A 17,896-nucleotide genomic window follows, 5' to 3' on the forward strand; every position below is an offset into this window, starting at 1 on the left:
ATTAATACTACTCATTATTCGTTTAAAAGCAAAAAATCCCACTGACCACACCAGATTATTGCGAGTTTGACCTTAGCGATAGAACTGTCACAACTCGAAACAAAGTCGCCTAACTTTAGTTTGACTTACACGTGTACGCTGATATTCTAGCGAACAGTTGTTAGCTCAAAGTTAGGGACACATCGTGACGCATAATAAACCGCCCATTATCTGGTTGAATCTATTGATATTTTCTGCCAGTTTTATTCTGACTTTTGTTGTATTGCCTTGGTATGCATACCACTACGGATTAGGTTGGGAACATCTGATCTGGGGTATCATCGCCTTTAGTTTTACCAATCTCTCCATTACCGCGGGTTATCACCGTCTGTGGAGCCACAAAACCTATGAAGCCCACCCAGTTTTACGATTCATCTTTGCCATCGGTGGTGCTTTCTCTCTTCAAAACAGCGCAATGCATTGGTCTTCTGACCATCGTGTTCACCACAAACATGTAGATGACAATGACAAAGACCCGTATTCAGCGAAGCGCGGTTTTTGGTACTCCCATATTGGTTGGATGCTTCGCGATTACAACAAGTCAAAAGAGAACGAGTACACGAACTGCCGTGATTTGAAACGAGACAAGATCGTTGCATGGCAGCACAAGTATTACGTTCCTTTGGCCATTGCCACTAATATCGGCTTCCCTCTTGCACTAGGTCTTATCTATGGTGACATCTGGGGAATGTTCTTGATCGTTGGTGCCGCTCGTCTGTTCTTGAGCCATCACACCACATTCTTCATCAATTCGCTGGCGCATGTTTGGGGTAAACAGACTTTCACCGATAAAAACACCGCTCGTGACAATGGCATCTTAGCCTTCTTCACTTTTGGTGAGGGTTATCATAACTTCCACCACATCTTTGAGAACGATTACCGAAATGGTGTGTACTGGTGGCATTACGACCCGACTAAATGGTTGATCAAATCATGCTCTTGGCTTGGGTTAACAACCAAACTTCGTACGACATCGACTTTCCGTATCGAAAAAGCGCGCGCAACTCAGTTGCTGAAAAAGGCAAAAGAAAAGTTAGAAACGAAACCGAATAGCCAATCGATTCGTGACCAACTTCAGCAGGAATTCGATGCACTCGTACACCACATGCAAGAATATTATGAAGCGCGAAAAGAAGTGCTTGGTGAGAAAACAGCAACCGTAGTGAAAAAGTACGAACGTTCCGTATCAAAGCTGAAATACGAACAAATTAAGGAAGAATTTGAACGTCAACAACGCAGTTGGAACCTCTTAGTGCGACGCTACGCATAACGTGTAGCTCGCGCTTCAATATAACGACGTCAAAACAAAAGCTCCGTTCATTCGGAGCTTTTTTGTTCAATCAAGCCCCTTTAACGTGATCTAGCTCGAACTATCGCTTTTCCCACTTTTTAATCATTTCGTACGATTTTTATTCGACAAATTGTTCATATTTTCGTTTCTTTAAAAACAACAAAACCAGTACATAACACCTGAAAAACGTAATTTAAACAATATAATCCAACGCAATTATTTATTAATCTATTATTTGTTTTAGATCATGCTAGCTCTAATTTAGTCTCGTGCCACAGGAAAGAATTCTGTAAATTCTCTGACATAAACTGAAACAGTTTCTTTCTTTTTTTCATAATATCTGGAGACAACCCTATGTTAGAGCTCTTAATTGGCTTGGTAGTGACCATTGCTGTGGGTTATTTCATTGTCAAAGGCTACAAAGCCGCTGGCGTGTTATTAACCGCAGGTATTAGTTTGCTTCTTATGACTGGTCTACTTGGCCATGACGTTCTGCCATCAAAAGTAACCTCAACGGGTAATATGGTGACGGACGCACTAGAGTACGTAAAATACATGCTTCAATACCGTGGCGGCGGCCTTGGTATGCAAATCATGCTACTTTGTGGCTTCGCGTCTTACATGACCCACATCGGCGCAAACAATGTAGTAGTAAAACAGTTCTCTAAACCGCTTTCTGTTATCAAGTCTCCATACGTCCTTTTGGTAGCGGCTTACATCGTTGCATGTTTGATGTCTCTTGCAGTGAGTTCAGCAACAGGTCTAGGCGTGCTATTAATGGCTACCCTATTCCCAATGATGACAGCAATGGGTATCTCTCGCCCTGCTGCGGTGGCAGTGTGTGCTTCACCAGCGGCAATCATCCTTTCACCAACTTCTGGTGACGTGGTTATCGCGGCAGAAAAATCTGGCCTAGCGCTTGATGTGTTCGCGGTTCAAACCGTACTGCCTGTGTCTATTTGTGCAATCATCGTAATGGCTGCAGCGGCATTCTTCTGGAATAAATACCTAGATAAGAAAGACAACACGCCAATGGAAAAGATTGACGTATCTGAGATCAAAGCAGATGCGCCAGCGTTCTATGCAGTTCTTCCTTTCCTACCAATCATCGGTGTATTCCTATTCAACGGTCGCACAATTCCTGGTCTGACTCTAGACATCTACACTATCGTGGTAGGTTCTATCTTCTTGGGTGCTGTAATTCACTACGTCGTGAACAAGTTTGACGGTAAGAAGTCACTCGAAGATCTTGATTCTTGTTATGCGGGCATGGCAGATGCGTTTAAAGGCGTGGTAATGCTGTTGGTTGCGGCGGGTGTGTTCGCGCAAGGTCTTATGTCAATTGGTGCTATCGATAACCTACTTCATCTTGCAGACAATGCAGGCGCTGGCGGTATCGCGCTAATGCTTATTCTAACCGGTCTAACTGTTGCTGCTGCGATTGCGACGGGTTCTGGTAACGCTCCATTCTACGCATTCGTAGAGCTTGCTCCTTCACTGGCTGCGAAGATGGGTCTTAACCCTGCGTTCCTAATCATCCCAATGCTACAAGCATCTAACCTAGGCCGTACTATCTCGCCAGTATCTGGTGTAATCGTTGCGACTTCTGGTATGGCAAACATCAGTCCGTTCGAAGTAGTAAAACGTACATCAGTGCCAGTTCTGGCAGGTCTGATTACTGTAATCATCGGTACTATGGTGCTTGTACCAATGACGGCATAAACTGCGGTTACATCGCGTCAATCAACAAAGGCTCGGCTTCTATGTCGAGCCTTTTTTATTCTACGACTCTTCTCTTACGCCCTTCTCTTCTTCATTCATCAGTCCTTCGTTTTATTAGGTAGTGCGTTTTATTAAGCAATGCGTTCCATATTTTCAAAGTGCTCCACATTCTCAGCAGTCTGATTTGCTTACTATCTCAACAGCTTATATAAAAATCTCATACATTCACAAAATGGAACTTACTATGACTTCACTTATTGTTTTTATCGTCATCATTTTGCTTATCGCGGTGTTTGCGGTCAGCATTTACAACAAGCTAGTGACGCTACGTAATCGCTTTAAAAACAGCTTTGCTCAGATTGAAGTACAGCTGAAACGACGTTACGACTTGATCCCAAACCTTGTTAGCATCGCAAAAGGCTATATGGAACATGAGAAAGAAACGTTTGAGCGAGTGATTCAAGCTAGAAACCAAGCAATCTCTGGTTTAAAAGCAGCCAGTAACGCACCAGACAGCGACGCAGCCATCAGTCAATTAGCACAAGCAGAAGGCATGCTACAAAATGCGCTAGGTAAGTTAAATGTGGTTGTAGAAGCGTACCCAGAACTGAAAGCCAACGAAACCATGAGCCAACTGCAAGAAGAGTTAACTAGCACAGAGAACAAAGTCGCTTTTGCTCGCCAAGCCTTTAATGATGCAGTCACCAGCTACAACACCTACAAGCAAACTTTCCCACCAGTCTTGTTTGCCAATATGTTTGGTTTCCAAGACGGCAAGTTGTTGGAATTTGCAGATACTGAAGCCATCCAAGAAGCACCTAAGGTTGAGTTCTAATGAATTTCTTTGACCATCAAGATACCGCGCGACAACGCACCGGGCTTTTGGTGTTTCTGTTTTCCTTAGCGGTATTTGTCATTACGGGTTTGGTCAGCGTCCTATCGATTGGTATTTACTATGGGGTGACGGGTGAGCCATTTGATCAAAACACGGCCATTAGCTATGTCTTACTGTGCTTTGCGGGTGTCGTGTTGATCGTAGCAATAAGTTCGATGATTCGCCTATCTGACTTATCTTCGAACGGTGGCCGAGGCGTTGCAGAAAGCATTGGTGGTAAGCTGATTTCCTCCAACACGATAGACGCCAAACACAGGCGACTGCTTAACGTGGTAGAAGAAATGGCGATCGCGTCAGGGATTCCCGTTCCTCCTGTTTATGTGATGCAAGAAGAACGAGGCATCAACGCGTTTGCTGCAGGTATGAGTATTGATGATGCTGTAATCGGTGTTACACAAGGCGCACTAGACACCTTCACACGTGATGAATTACAAGGCGTGATTGCTCATGAGTTTAGCCACATCTTAAACGGTGACATGCGCCTGAACACACGTTTAATCGGGGTACTCTTCGGCATCACTTGCATTGCCCATTTCGGTCATCTGGTGTTAGACAACACACACCACACCAGTCGCGTCTCAAGAAGCTCTTCCGATTCAGATAAAGGCTTTGCCGTCATTATGTTGATAGCGATTGTCTGCTTGATTCTAGGCTGGGTTGGCACTTTGTTTGGTTCAATGATCAAAGCGGCAATCTCAAGACAAAGGGAGTTCTTAGCCGATGCGAGTGCGGTTCAGTTTACCCGTAACGATCAAGGCATCGCTGGCGCTTTAAAAAAGATAGGTGGTTGCAACGCTGGGTCTTATCTTAACGCCAAAGCAAGCAGCCAAATGAGCCATATGATGTTTGGTCAGAGCAACTTATCTGGCTTTACTGGTTTATTTGCTACTCACCCACCACTTGAAGAAAGGATTCGCCGGATTGAGCCTAATTGGGATGGCAGCTTTTTGAGTAAAAGTCGTAGCCAAGGAGCAACTTTCGGTAATGAACAAGTCAGTGGATTTGCGTCGGATGCCGACTTTAGTACCCAAGACTTAAGTACCCAGAACGTTGAGCCACAGAGTGTCGCGCCAACTTCCTCAGAGTTAAGTGAGACAGGGAAACAGCTCATTAGCCAATTGCCACAAGACTTGGTCGACATAGCACGTGAGCCTTATAGCGCTCGTTTTATTGCATTGCTGCTGATCTTTGATGGCAGCGATTTGCAACGTGAGATGATCAAAGGTCATATTCCAATGGTGTCGCACGCAAAGCTATTACCTTGGTTAGATTACGAATTACCAACGCATTTACGCCTTCCTCTTTTGGAGCTAGCGATCCCTGCCCTAAAAGCACTCAGTGAAGGCCAAAAGAACCGGCTGTGTGAAGTGCTGCGTGAATTATCACAAACTGACAATCATTACTCTCTCGGTGAGTGGTGCGTCATTAATTTACTTGAGAAGCAGCTCATCGCACCTTTTGGATTTACTCGCCAGAACAAAACCCTTAAGCAATTGGAAGAAAGTGTACATTGGTTACTGAGGGAGCTCGCTTGGGTCAGTCACTCAGAGCCACAAGCGGCGCAACTTGCATTTAATTCAGCCCTAACATCTTTAGGTTTCGCGGAAGTAACGTTAGAGCCTGCAAACAAGAATTGGCGCTTGAGCCGCGCTGCATTAGAGCTGTTGTTGCAACTGAAACCGGTTCAACGACGTCAGTTCGTTAAAGCATGCCGCTTGGCCATTGAATCGGATGGGAAGATCACCGTTGCAGAGGGCGAATTGTATCGAGTGATAGCATGCTTTTTGGAAGTACCAGAGCCTCCGCTGACTGTGACGCTTTAAACACAGAAAGCAAAACGCCAGCGATAATCGCTGGCGTTTTTGTGTTCATCAATTGATTACTTTGATTAAGCGGCTTTGAAGCGCTCAGGAATCTTGGTGATGCTTTGACGGTAGCTGAACCATAGGTAGGTTACTGCTAGTGAGAAGAACAAGTAAGACAAAGCAAATACGATTGGAGACGTAATCAGCTCAGCTGACATACCCCACATCACACCGACCACAGTAATCGTCAATTTAGACAACATGCCACAGATCAGTAAGAACAAAGCAAGCTGTGGGAAACGCGAACTACGGAATGCGAAGAAGTAGCAGCTACCTACTGCAAGCGATGCAATAGAAAGACCTAGCATGAATGAATGGATGTGATCTGCTGATGCGACACCTGCAGAAACAGAAGCCATAAGTAATAGGAACAATTTCATAAGTCACCTCACTACAAGTAGAGAAAAGCATCCTTTCATTAATGAAAACTCATTTTGCGCCCTATTTTGCTTATCTATTTAGCAATTACAAGCACATTTTTTGCTCGCTTTGTGTTCAACCCTCCCTTTTGAATCTAGTTATTACAAGCGGTTAACATTCTCGAATTTATAAACCCTTTAGATCCTGCACTTACAAAAAGCAGTCTCTATTTTGGCCATTTTTGTTACAGAGCATTAACACTTAAACATTTTGAAACTTTTTGCTTAAACTGTGAGCCAAACACCCATGTTCGAGCTATCAACCTTGTTTCACTTAGGATCTCACTACCAAACCAAAGCTTCTTTACGTTAGATCAACATTTTCTTCATATATAAAACGCTCTCATTACAATCATTTTTAATGTTTCAAATTATTTTTAGCCACTGGGGTAAAAAGAGATTCCAATCACACATTTATTGGTTATAATCCGCGCTCATTACGTTATGTGTTGAAAAACGCAAACTTATTTTGAGTAAACCCTATCTTTAAACCGACCCCTCTTTGCTATCTGCCAAGAGGTATTACTGAGAACAAAAATGAGCAAGATTGATAAAGCTATGCGCATCCTGTTAGCAGGATTCTGTATCAACCTTTGTCTTGGCATCCTGTATGCTTGGAGTGTATTCAACAAAGCACTAGTGACTGAGTCAGGCTGGAGCGCAGCAGAAGCATCTGCACCTTACGCGACTGCAACTATTACTTTCTCTATCTGTCTTCTTGTTGCAGGTATTCTTCAAGACCGTATGGGTCCACGTTTGATCCTAATCCTAGGTACTGTTCTAACAGGTCTAGGCATGATCGCGTCTGGTTTTGTTAACTCACCACTAATGCTGAACATCACTTTCGGTGTAATCACTGGTGCAGGTATCGGTTTTGGTTACGCGTGTCTTTCTCCTTCAGCAATGAAGTGGTTCCACGCATCTAAGAAAGGTATGGTTAACGGCATCATCGCAGCAGGTTTTGGTCTAGCAGCTATCTACCTGGCTCCTGTGACTTCTGCACTGATCGACAGCATGGGCATCCAAACGAGCTTCCTAGTTCTTGGTGTTGGTATCCTTGCTATCGCTGTTCCTCTAGCAGCAACAATCAACAACCCACCAGCGGACTACACGCCAGCTGAACCTAAAGTAAAAGAAGGTCAAGCACCTAAGGTTGTGAAGAAATCTGACGACCTAACTTGGAAAGCAATGCTTAAAACGCCACAGTTCTACTCTCTATGGATCATGTACGCGTTTGCAGCTTCTGTTGGTCTTATGATCATCGGTAACATCACAACTATCGCAAGCGTTCAAGCGAACCTACCAAACGCGGTTTACCTAGCGTCTATCCTTGCGGTCTTTAACTCAGGCGGTCGTGTAGCGGCAGGTATGCTTGCAGACAAGATCGGTGGCGTGCGTACTCTTCTTCTAGCGTTCGTTCTACAGGGCATCAACATGGTTCTGTTCGCAACGTTCAAAACTGAGTTCACGCTAATCATCGGTACAGCAATCGCAGCAGTAGGTTACGGTACGCTTCTAGCAGTATTCCCTACTCTAACGGCTGAATTCTACGGTCTGAAGAACTACGGTACTAACTACGGCGTGCTTTACACAGCATGGGGTATCGGTGGTGCAATCGGTGCAGCTGTTGTTGGTTTCTCAATGACTAACGGTGACGGCTACGGTCTTGCTTACACTATCTCAGCAGTAATGATGGCAGTGTGTATCGTACTAGCGTTCATCACTAAACCACTGACTGAAGCGAAAGTAGCACAACTGAAAAACGCTTAATCGACAGTCCAGTTCTATTTATCTAATAGATCTGCAGAAATTGATTCGAAAAAGGCTTAACCTATGGGTTAAGCCTTTTTTATTGTTAGTTGGTTATGGAAAACACCGTCGAACTCGCGCCAGATTACTATCTCGATAACTTCTTCAAGCTCACACAGCACGCTACCGAGTGGTACAGCGACTTACTTAGTGCAGGTGAACATCAATGGCTGTCCGCGTTTGGTTGCTTAAACAAGCCTGCACAGTGCCTTCTCGTACGTCTTTACAGCCGCAAAGGGTGTTGGTTTCGCAGCGACAAACTCAACTATCAAGAAATCGAGAATATCCAGTCGGCTTTGGACGAATTGGCAGCTCATGATTTTGTCTCGCTCTCCCCTGACCTAACAACGCAAGAGTTAGCAGCGAATCTACTAACCAAACCAGAGATCGTCACACTCTATCCTGAGCATCCTAAATCCCTCAAGAAAGAAGCGTTAGTGGCATGCCTAAGTGAAGAGCGTTTCGAGCTATTTGAGGCTCTGGATTTCATGGTGATTAAGCTTAACTCCGCACACATGATTGATGTTTTGCTGACACTGTTTTTTGCTAATACCCATCAAGACCTCAGCCAGTTCGTGCTTGATGACTTAGGCTTACACCAGTTCGAACAATACCAGTTAAGTAAAGCGCGTCGATTCTTCGAGAGTAGAGAGCAAATCGATCGGCTTATTGAACTCAGCCAACTCTCCAACCTTTATTGGCAATGCGACAGAAAACAAAAAGCGAACCTCGATATGCTTATCGAAGCAATGCCAGAAAAGGTTGAACATCGCTACGTCGACCGTAAACGCGAGCACATGATTAACGACATTGCCCGTGATTACGAACGCATAAACGAACTTGAGATTGCAATTGCGTTGTTTGAAACAACGACACTCGCGCCAAGCAGAGAGCGTCGTGCTCGCATATACGACAAGCTAGAACAAAACGAATTATTTAGTGACATTGTCACTGATATGCTTACCCACCCTATTGATGTCTCTGAGTTTGAGGTGGCACAGAAGCTCGAACAACGCGTTAAACGTAAACAAGGCTTGAAAGTCCCGAGAGCCACCAAGCCAAAATGCAGCGAATACCACATCGAATTGGATCTATCTCAGCAACGTGTGGAGCTGGCAACCAAAGCGCATTTCGAAAGTTTAGGTTGGACCGTCTTCTATTCCGAGAATACCCTGCTCAACAGCTTGTTAGGTTTAACCTTGTGGGATGCGATTTTTGCACCGATAGAAGGCGCATTCATTAACGCTTATCAACATCGACCCTTGGATTTGTATCACGCCGATTTTGTCGATAAAAGAAAGCAGCTTATCGACAATGCACTTGGGCAAGTTCAACAAGGGAATAAACCGGCGTTGTTTGATACATACAGAGATAAAGTTGGGATCAGTAATCCCTTCGTCAGTTGGGCATATGTGAACGAAGAGCTGATATCTCTAGCTCTTGAACACATCCCTAATGACCTGTTGGTCGAACTGTTTAACGTACAGTTAAGCGACTTAAAACTCTATCGAAACGGTATGCCGGATTTGATTGCTTTTAAAGATGGGAAGTTTGAATGGATAGAAGTGAAAGGTCCAGGCGATAAACTCCAAGATAACCAATGGCGTTGGATCAAGGAGTTCAATCGCCTCAATGTGCCGTTCTCAGTCTGTTATGTAACAGCACAAGCTTAGGAAAAGAGCCAAATAGCCTTAGCTGCTTACTTTGGCGTTCTTCTGACCTTTCTTCTCTTTCAATTGATCAATCACGTAGCTTGGTGCGACTTTCTCTAGTTCGCCCAAGCACTCATCTGTTTTCGGGTTGTCGTAACGAACATAGATGTCGCAAACCGCATAAAGTTGCTCTGGCGCACCAGAGATCAAATATGCTTGCTCAAAAGACTTCACCGATTTGTCTAGGTTGTAGTCTTCTTGCAGTACGCCATTTAGATACCAGTAGTAGCTGTTATCTTTCGCCATGTTGGCCGCTTTTTCGATTTCTGTCGCTGCATTCTTCTTCTCATCCAAACGTACTAGTGTCAGCGCTTTCGAATAGTGCAAAGACGCATTGTCAGGATGAAGTTTGATCGCAGAATCCAACGTCTTGACCGCATCAGCATCGCGTTGCTGCGCTCGGTAGTTGTCGGCCAAGCTTAGCCAGATTTGTGGATTTTCAGGCTGATTGGTCACCAAAGCTTGATAGATTTTATCCGCTTTATCCCATTCATGGTGCCAACGATAAACATCCGCTAACAGCAGTTTGGAGCCGTCGTCTTTCTTGTGCTCTAAGTAGCTGATCAGTTCAGCAACCGGCGCTTCCAGCGTTTGCTGTTGCTCGCTGCTCACGTTGGAAAAGTCACGCACTAAGTTGGTCGCAGCAGTAATACGGACCATGGCCTCTGGATCACTCAACAGTGGCTCAATCATGCGCCAGCGATGTTCAATCGTGTAAGGTTCTGCTCCCACAATCGCGGCCTCACGAACCGCTGGGTCTTGGTCTTGAAGACTGCGTGCAACTGCCACCAGCGCGTTTTGACTTGGATATTTTGCCAACTCATGCAACGCTTCAATGCGCTTTTCTACTGGTTGTTTCACGTCTTGTGCTTGATAAGACCACTTCGCAACCACTTGCTGTGGCGACATCTGTGCTGAATGGGTTTCCTCAGCACTTGTCACGCTCGCAGAAGAAACTTGGTCCGGTGCCAGCAAGGTCTCATCCTGCGCTGCAACAGATTGGCTTACGGTGACGCCTAGAGCGATGGCTATTAACGTTTTTGAGAATGTCATATCAATCCCCTTAAAATTTGGTTTCGAATACAGGACGCTTCGCCGCTTGTTGGCGTAACACTGCATCACTGTATTTGCCATGTGCCACAGGGTTACCCGTTGCACGAAGAATGTATGCCATTGCCTTATCAGCATGAGAGAAGAACTTTTTCCAACCTGCACACAGGTAGTTCAACCCAGGTTCACCGTCTTTGGTGCGAATGAAACGGTTTTTCGGACACTCGCCGTAGCAAGCAAATTGGTAATCACACTGTTGGCACTGCTTGGTTAGCGAGCGAGTCTTGGCAAAGCCAAACTTTTGTTGCTCAGGACCATACGCCAAGGTGTCTAACTTTTCGTGGTGGATGTTGCCAATCTTGTATTCTGGATAAACGTAGTGGTCACAAGCGAAAACATCACCGTTTGGTTCCATTGCCAAGCCTTTGCCACAAATCTCACCTAGCGTACAAAGTGGGTTTTTACGCCCCATCCAAGTCTCTACACTTGCTTCAAAGTACTGAACAAACACCTTGCCAATGTCGTGTTGAATCCACTCATCAAAAATCGCGATAAGAAAGTTACCCCACGCCTCGTCTGCCACACACCATGGCTCAACCACAGAGTCTTTGTGACCAGGAATAAGACGCTTGTCGCCTTGTTTCAGCTGCTCTTGCGGCTCCCATGTTTGGGGTGCGGTAGTACGGAACGTTTTCTGTTCTACGATGGGAATAAACTGCATTTGCGGAGAACGCACTTCATCACGTAGGAATCGGTACACCTCAAGAGGATTACGGCTGGTTAGATTGTTTACACAAGTTAGCGTTGCGAACTTCACTTCGTGTTTGTGCAGCAGTTCAACAGCCTTCATCACTTGGTTAAACGTGCCACGTCCTGCGCGGTTGGTTCGGTAAGCGTTGTGCATCATTTCTGGCCCGTCGATACTCAAACCGACCAAAAAGTTATTTGCTTTTAGAAATGCACACCAATCGTCGTTGAGCAACGTGCCATTGGTTTGTAAATCGTTAGAAATGACCACGCCTTCAGGCTTGTACTTAGATTGAAACTCAACAATCTTTTTAAAGTAATCCAAGCCCAACATCGTTGGTTCACCACCCTGCCAAGAGAAGATGATTTCCGGCGTGTTCTGTCCTTCAATATACTGACGAATGTAGGTTTCTAACGTCTCTTCATCCATCACAGGCGTGCAGCCTTTTTTGTACTCAAGTAAGTCCTGTTTGCTGAGGTAATAGCAGTAAGTGCAATCAATGTTACAAGCCGCCCCAATGGGCTTTGCCATGACATGTAAACGCTTAGAGGCTTTACCGTTGAACTGAGGACCTTGAGTAATGTGCATACGTCACCTTTTTCGTTATGAAATGCAGCTGAGAACGCTCATAAGCGTGCCATTCTCACCTTGATGACCTAATCATAAATCCCATTAATACAAGAGGCTTGTTATACCGTTTATAACCTTTTTTCATAGCGTTTATTGCTAATATTTATCGTGACTTTTTTGGCGAGAAACTATTGATGAAATCATTTAAAAGCAAATCGTTAGCCGCACTTTCCATTCTATCATTCAGCGTATTAATGAGTGGTTGTGCGACTCAATCACCGCACCCTATCGCGCTCAACATTGATCAAGACATGGTGTTGGTTGAAGGCGGTTCATTTGTCATGGGATCGGACAGCGACTCCGCCAAGAAGGCAGAAACCCCAGCACGCGAAGTAAAGGTAGACGGCTTTTACATTTCCAAATTTGAGGTCACTCAAGAGTTGTTTGAATCTGTCATGGGTTCTTCAATGAGTTACTTCCAAGGTGCAGACATCCCGGTTAACAACTTGAGCTGGCAGCAGGCGAATTACTTCATCGAGAAATTGAACGAGCTGACCGGTGAAAACTACCGCTTACCGACAGAAGCGGAATGGGAGTTTGCCGCAAAAGGTGGTAACAAGAGCCAAGGTTTCACTTACGCAGGTTCAAACAACATTGCTGATGTGGCGTGGTATGCCGACAACTCCAAAAACCAAGCTCACCCCGTTGGTCAAAAGCAGCCTAATGAACTTGGTCTGTATGACATGACAGGTAACGTTGGTGAGTTCGTGATCGACGCGTATGACGATACTTTCTACCGTTATGGCCCAATCGAGAACCCAAACAACGCTAAAGATGAAAAAGCCGGCCTAGCACACAAGTCTGTCAGAGGCGGTAGCTTTGCCTATGATTCTGATGAATCAGAGAATTTCCGTCGAGATTTCGCAAGCCAGTCTATAATTATGTCGGACATGGGACTTCGCCTTGCTAAAGATGCTGATTAAGCACGATTACGCATGAGAAGCGACGTTACTGCCCCTTTGCGCATTCTTACCAATTAACACGTCTCTTGGTTAGGGAAATGGTTAGGGAAAGAGGCTAAATCCACGTTGTTCTCATTTACATTTCACCTCAAATGTATACAAACAATACATTCAAACTTAGGTAAATAATAATATGAAGAAACACATCTGTGCCCTTGCAGTCTTATCTGGTTTATCGTTCTCAGCGATGGCTTTAGATTGCGACCCAAGCTTGCTGCCTTCTTGGAAAGATGGAGCGAGTAAGACCGCCATCGTAAACTACGTTGACCAATCTTTGGATACCACAAAATCGACATTCATCCCTGAGCAAGATCGTATTGCCGTGTTCGATAACGACGGTACGTTATGGTCAGAGAAGCCTTTCTACTTCCAACTGGCTTATGCGCTAGACGAAGTAAAAATCATGGCAAAAGACCACCCAGAATGGAAGACGCAAGAGCCGTTCAAATCAGTATTGAACGATGATATCGAAGGCGTTTTTAAGGGCGGTGAAAAAGCACTGCTTGAGATCGTTAAAGTCACGCACAGCGATATGACGGTTGAAGAATATCAAGAGAAGGTCGCACAGTGGCTGAAAGCTGCAAAAGATCCACGTTTTGGTAAGGCGTATACCGAACTGACTTACAAGCCAATGCGTGAAATGGTGACCTATCTGCAAGAGCATGGCTTTAAGACCTACATTGTCTCTGGTGGCGGCGTGGACTTTATGCGTGTTTGGGCACCAGAAGTGTATGGCATTCCTGAAGAACAAATCATTGGTAGCGCGCTAAAATACAAGTACGACTACAACGACGGTAAACCAACCGTGACTAAGTTAGGTGAAATCCTAACGATTGATGACAAAGCCGGTAAAGTGGAAAACATTCAACACATCATCGGTAAGAAACCTGTTCTCGCAATTGGTAACTCAGACGGTGACCACGCGATGATGCAGTGGGCAACCAGTCAGCCAAACTCGATGGCGATGATCGTTCACCACACCGATGAAGATCGAGAGTGGAAATACGACCGTAAATCCAGCGTCGGCCACTTAGATAAAGCGATGGATGAAGCCAACCAACGCGATAACTGGCATCTTATCGACATGAAAAACGAATGGTGCACCGTCTACTAACACCATTACGACTTCTTTAAAAGCTCCCCTTTTGGGGAGTTTTTTTATTCATTTTCAATCGTTAGCCTTTTCTTCACGATCACTTCACGACTCTTCACACACAATGCCTCCCATCAAAACGAAGAGGTAAAAACAGAATGAAAAGAACAGTCCTGACGATTCTAGCAGCAAGCTCATTTTCGGTAGCAGCAGCGCCTTATGTGGGTTTGGAGTATGGATTCGGCACCACCGACCACGATTTTGAAACATCTTTTGACGCTGACGGTGTGAATCTAAACCCTGAATTGGAAGACGGTATTTTTGGTGGCTTTGTTGGCTACTCTATCAACGACTCTTGGGCGGTAGAACTGGGTTACAACCAATTTGAACTAGAAGATAGCCGTTCAAAAAACCTAGGCATCCAGAATATTGATGGAAAAGATTACCACCGCGAAATGGAATGGGATTCATCCATCAAGGCAAAACAAATCACCCTTGCGCCTGTGTTTAGCTACGCATTAAACGACAAATGGACCACCAAAGTAAAAGCGGGTCTGAGCTACACACAATACGAATCGAAAGCCGGTAAGTACGAAGAGCACGAGCTGGTTTCAAATGACGATGTGGAAATGAGCAAAACACTTTTCCACAGCACAGAAAAGAATAACGAGTTGGGTGCCGTGTTCTCTGTTGGTGCGGAATACAAAATCTTCCCTCAATTGACCATCGGCGCAAACGCGAAGTACCAACTTGATAGCTACGCAAACACAGCATCAATCAACGTAGGTTCTACTTACTATTTCTAAATTAGGAAGCCATTAGCATGAAAAAACTGATTCTTGCGTCAATGCTCGCCCTACTTTCAGGCTCAGCATTGGCTGCCTTTACCGGTCCTGAAACCGCTGCAATCAATACCGTCAAAGAAGCACAAAAAGCGGCTGATGACAGCTATGTGTTGTTAACGGGTAACATTGTGCAAGCGTTGGGCAATGAGACTTACCTATTTAAAGACAACACGGGTGAAATCCAAGTCGAGATCGACAACGAAGACTGGATGGGACAAGACGTGTCGCCAAAAGATCAAGTTGCTATCCGTGGTGAAGTGGATTCGGAATGGACTAAAACTCAAATTGAAGTCGATACCATTCAGAAACTTTAAGCACTAGCGATTATCCCTTGTTTCAATTAAGCAAAAGCCACCGTCAGCGGTGGCTTTTCGTTTTTCTAGTGAACACTCAAGCAAGGGCAATGTGGTGGAAGCACCAAGCGAATGCTTCGTGGTTTGACATCAAATCGAATCTTATTAGAACGGTAAGGCTCGCCGTCTAAGTTCAATGGTAGCGTTTTAGGAAAATCAATCTCCAACCAACTCGCCTGAGTATGCTTAACAAACTGCCCAGTCTCAGTTGGATTTTGAATTTCATCAATTACTTGAGGTAGCTCATGGGGCAAGAATGGATGCACCAAAGTAATGTCCATTAAACCATCATCAATAAGTGCGTTTGGCGCGAGCTCTTGTCCGCCACCAGCTAAACGACTATTACAAAACGCGCCAACGAGAATTTCTCCCTGATAGCTGCCCTGTTCTATCGTCAACGAGCCATCATAAGGTTTAAAGCCTAACGCTTTTACTAGTCCTGTTAATGTGTAAGCGCCACCACCTAAAAAGTTCTTCAGCTCTACGGGCGTCTCTGCGGTAATCTCTGCACCAAAGCCTGCTGCTGCAATGTTCATAAAATAACGGTCGTTGGCTTGAACGCTATCTACCGCAACGGCGTCACCATTAACCGCAAGCTCAATGGACTCTCGAATCGTAGTTGGGATTTTGGTTGCAGTCGCAAAATCATTCGCCGTCCCCATTGGTATAATGGCCAATTCAGGCCGAGCATTCGCGTCAATCTGGTTGAGCGCTGTGACTGCTTCGTTGACAGTCCCATCACCACCCGCGACAACAATACGTCTAATGCCTTCATTGACCGCTTCTTTAACTAAGCGCCCCATGTCTGCAGATTCCCAAGTCACACGAACTTGCAAATCTACCCCCTGCTCTCGTATTCGCATGATCTCATTACGGAGTTCAGGGGTTCCGGCTTTCTTACCGTTTAGAATGGCACGTATTGTCTTCATGCTCGCTCCTCGTTATCGAATCGTTTTACCCGCTTGTTTTAGCTGAGCTCTTAACCATTGATGCGCGCTTTCATTACTGCGGCTAGAGTGCCAGATCGCACAAAGGTCATGCACACTGTCATTGAAAGGCAACGGCACGGCTTTAATGTCATAGGTTTTTGAGAAGTGTTCGATGGTCGACAGTGGCAACATACCGATGTATTCACTGCCGTTGATCACTGGCAACATTTCCATTGCACCCGCCGCACGATACACAATGTTGCGACTCGCCAAGTCTTCAATGTCTTCACCCGTTAACAAACTATTGCGAGCGTGCCAACGAGATACAACAACGTGTTCTTCCGCCAAAAATTGCTCAACCGAACAGGAATCTTGAATGCGCGGGTGCTCAGAGCTGCATACCACCATCAATCGCTCAGAAAAGATAGGGTCCATTTTTAGTACCGTTCGCCCACGCGGCGGCAAATCAATGATCAAATCGTATCTTTGTAAACGTAAGTCGCTTTCGTAATCTTCGGTAAACAGCGGATGCACTTCTAACCCGATATTAGGGGCTTGCTCGCGGATCTGACGCATCAGTTGTGGCATCAACTCATAGCTCGCGACAGATACACAGGCGATCGAAAAAATGCGGTTAGAAACTTTAGGATCGAAACTGCTAGAAGCGGAAAGCGTAGAGGTGAAGTTTTTTAACGCAGCAACCATGGCGGGATAGATATCCATCGCAAAGCTGGTTGGCTCTACACCAGAAGTACTTCGGTGGAAAAGTGGTTCATCGTAGATATCACGCAGGCGAGCCAGTGCTTTGCTCACCGCAGGTTGGCTGATATCAAGACGAGCAGCGGCCTTAGACAGGTTCTGCTCTTCGTAAATCGCCACAAAAATTGGGATAAGGTTTAAATCGGTGCTCTTCATTTTGCAAACATAAAACAGGACATGGTCTTATTTTAGCTAACAGTATGATAGTTAACGACTCAGAACACCGGATTTGAGCGTCTATGCATGTTTTCGCGAGTTTTAACCCTACATTGACGAAGAATATTCTGAAAATCGCTCAGGATTTTCCTAGGTAAGGGGTTAAAAAGGCACTCACCTCTTCGCCACACAAACCAATTTCTACTTCTACGCCGCCTTCTTTTAGGATGTCGATACCACGACCAGCATTTCGAGGGTCAGGATCTAACATGGCAACCACCACTTTTTTGATGCCGCAAGTCACTAAGGTTTTTGCGCAAGCAGGTGTACGTCCAACAAACGAACACGGCTCTAGTGTTACGTACGCGGTCACGTCACTTAAATCGCCGCTGTAAGCTTTGAGAGCTTCAACTTCTGCATGATTGCCGCCAATCGCCTGTGTATGCCCCTCTGATACGATTTCACCGTCTTTTACCAGCACGCAACCGACAGGTGGGTTTGGTTGACAAGCAGGCAGCGCGTTGCGTGACACTTCCAACGCACGAAGCATAAATTGTTGGCTCATTTGGATCTGATACTCGTTATTCAAAATTTGGGTGATGGATTCTAACGCCAGCAT

The 17,896-nt window shown here is 45.2% G+C and carries 16 protein-coding genes; 10 read left to right on the forward strand and 6 right to left on the reverse strand.

Annotated elements, in window-relative coordinates; genetic code table 11:
• Positions 1-184: 184 nt before the first annotated feature.
• From KIT90_RS00040 to KIT90_RS00055, 4 genes are all read left to right on the forward strand, one after another.
• The gene (locus KIT90_RS00040) at positions 185-1,309 is read left to right on the forward strand and encodes a fatty acid desaturase (RefSeq protein WP_020197465.1); all 1,125 of its coding nucleotides are present in this window, start codon (positions 185-187) and stop codon (positions 1,307-1,309) included.
• A gap of 375 nt (positions 1,310-1,684) precedes the next feature.
• Entirely contained in the window at positions 1,685-3,052 is a 1,368-nt protein-coding gene (dcuC, locus tag KIT90_RS00045; RefSeq protein ID WP_005437706.1) for an anaerobic C4-dicarboxylate transporter DcuC, read from the forward strand.
• A gap of 244 nt (positions 3,053-3,296) precedes the next feature.
• Entirely contained in the window at positions 3,297-3,887 is a 591-nt protein-coding gene (locus tag KIT90_RS00050; RefSeq protein WP_285374352.1) for a LemA family protein, read from the forward strand.
• Positions 3,887-5,770 (forward strand): M48 family metallopeptidase, encoded by a 1,884-nt coding sequence (locus KIT90_RS00055; protein ID WP_285374353.1) that lies wholly within the window; start codon positions 3,887-3,889, stop codon positions 5,768-5,770. The genes KIT90_RS00050 and KIT90_RS00055 overlap by 1 nt, the downstream gene beginning before the upstream one ends.
• Positions 5,771-5,835: 65 nt before the next feature.
• Here KIT90_RS00055 and KIT90_RS00060 read toward each other — a convergent pair whose 3' ends face one another.
• The gene (locus KIT90_RS00060) at positions 5,836-6,192 is read right to left on the reverse strand and encodes a hypothetical protein (protein ID WP_009704179.1); all 357 of its coding nucleotides are present in this window, start codon (positions 6,190-6,192) and stop codon (positions 5,836-5,838) included.
• Positions 6,193-6,768: 576 nt separating this feature from the next.
• Here KIT90_RS00060 and KIT90_RS00065 point away from each other — a divergent pair.
• Together KIT90_RS00065 and KIT90_RS00070 are read left to right on the forward strand one after the other, a co-directional pair.
• On the forward strand, positions 6,769-8,001 hold the full coding sequence (locus KIT90_RS00065) for an OFA family MFS transporter (protein WP_009704178.1): 1,233 nt from the start codon (positions 6,769-6,771) through the stop codon (positions 7,999-8,001).
• A 95-nt stretch (positions 8,002-8,096) separates the two neighbouring features.
• The gene (locus KIT90_RS00070; RefSeq protein WP_285374354.1) at positions 8,097-9,713 is read left to right on the forward strand and encodes a VRR-NUC domain-containing protein; all 1,617 of its coding nucleotides are present in this window, start codon (positions 8,097-8,099) and stop codon (positions 9,711-9,713) included.
• An 18-nt stretch (positions 9,714-9,731) separates the two neighbouring features.
• Here KIT90_RS00070 and KIT90_RS00075 read toward each other — a convergent pair whose 3' ends face one another.
• Together KIT90_RS00075 and KIT90_RS00080 are read right to left on the reverse strand one after the other, a co-directional pair.
• Entirely contained in the window at positions 9,732-10,805 is a 1,074-nt protein-coding gene (locus tag KIT90_RS00075) for a tetratricopeptide repeat protein (protein WP_285374356.1), read from the reverse strand.
• Between the two features lie 10 nt (positions 10,806-10,815).
• The gene (locus KIT90_RS00080; protein WP_005437723.1) at positions 10,816-12,138 is read right to left on the reverse strand and encodes an anaerobic sulfatase maturase; all 1,323 of its coding nucleotides are present in this window, start codon (positions 12,136-12,138) and stop codon (positions 10,816-10,818) included.
• Between the two features lie 176 nt (positions 12,139-12,314).
• Between KIT90_RS00080 and KIT90_RS00085 the strand changes: the two genes are divergently transcribed.
• From KIT90_RS00085 to KIT90_RS00100, 4 genes are all read left to right on the forward strand, one after another.
• Positions 12,315-13,103, forward strand: a complete 789-nt coding sequence (locus tag KIT90_RS00085) for an SUMF1/EgtB/PvdO family nonheme iron enzyme (RefSeq protein WP_285374357.1) — start codon at positions 12,315-12,317, stop codon at positions 13,101-13,103.
• Positions 13,104-13,275: 172 nt separating this feature from the next.
• The gene (locus KIT90_RS00090) at positions 13,276-14,256 is read left to right on the forward strand and encodes an HAD family phosphatase (protein ID WP_005437725.1); all 981 of its coding nucleotides are present in this window, start codon (positions 13,276-13,278) and stop codon (positions 14,254-14,256) included.
• A gap of 137 nt (positions 14,257-14,393) precedes the next feature.
• Positions 14,394-15,041 carry an AcfA family outer membrane beta-barrel protein gene (locus tag KIT90_RS00095; RefSeq protein WP_005437726.1) on the forward strand — a complete coding sequence of 216 codons (648 nt, stop codon included), beginning with the start codon at positions 14,394-14,396 and terminating at the stop codon, positions 15,039-15,041.
• Between the two features lie 17 nt (positions 15,042-15,058).
• Positions 15,059-15,394: a YgiW/YdeI family stress tolerance OB fold protein gene (locus KIT90_RS00100; RefSeq protein ID WP_005437727.1), complete on the forward strand. Its 336-nt coding sequence runs from the start codon at positions 15,059-15,061 to the stop codon at positions 15,392-15,394.
• A 65-nt stretch (positions 15,395-15,459) separates the two neighbouring features.
• Here the strand turns inward: KIT90_RS00100 and yegS are convergent, their stop codons facing one another.
• From yegS to KIT90_RS00115, 3 genes are all read right to left on the reverse strand, one after another.
• The gene (gene yegS / locus KIT90_RS00105) at positions 15,460-16,362 is read right to left on the reverse strand and encodes a lipid kinase YegS (RefSeq protein WP_285374361.1); all 903 of its coding nucleotides are present in this window, start codon (positions 16,360-16,362) and stop codon (positions 15,460-15,462) included.
• Positions 16,363-16,374: 12 nt separating this feature from the next.
• The gene (locus KIT90_RS00110) at positions 16,375-17,277 is read right to left on the reverse strand and encodes a LysR family transcriptional regulator (RefSeq protein ID WP_005437729.1); all 903 of its coding nucleotides are present in this window, start codon (positions 17,275-17,277) and stop codon (positions 16,375-16,377) included.
• Between the two features lie 139 nt (positions 17,278-17,416).
• Positions 17,417-17,842, reverse strand: coding sequence for a bifunctional diaminohydroxyphosphoribosylaminopyrimidine deaminase/5-amino-6-(5-phosphoribosylamino)uracil reductase RibD (locus KIT90_RS00115; protein WP_027726810.1), 426 nt, complete (start codon positions 17,840-17,842; stop codon positions 17,417-17,419).
• Positions 17,843-17,896 lie beyond the last annotated feature (54 nt).

Source organism: Vibrio sp. B172a (assembly GCF_030248355.1).
Taxonomy (GTDB): Bacteria; Pseudomonadota; Gammaproteobacteria; order Enterobacterales; family Vibrionaceae; genus Vibrio; species Vibrio owensii.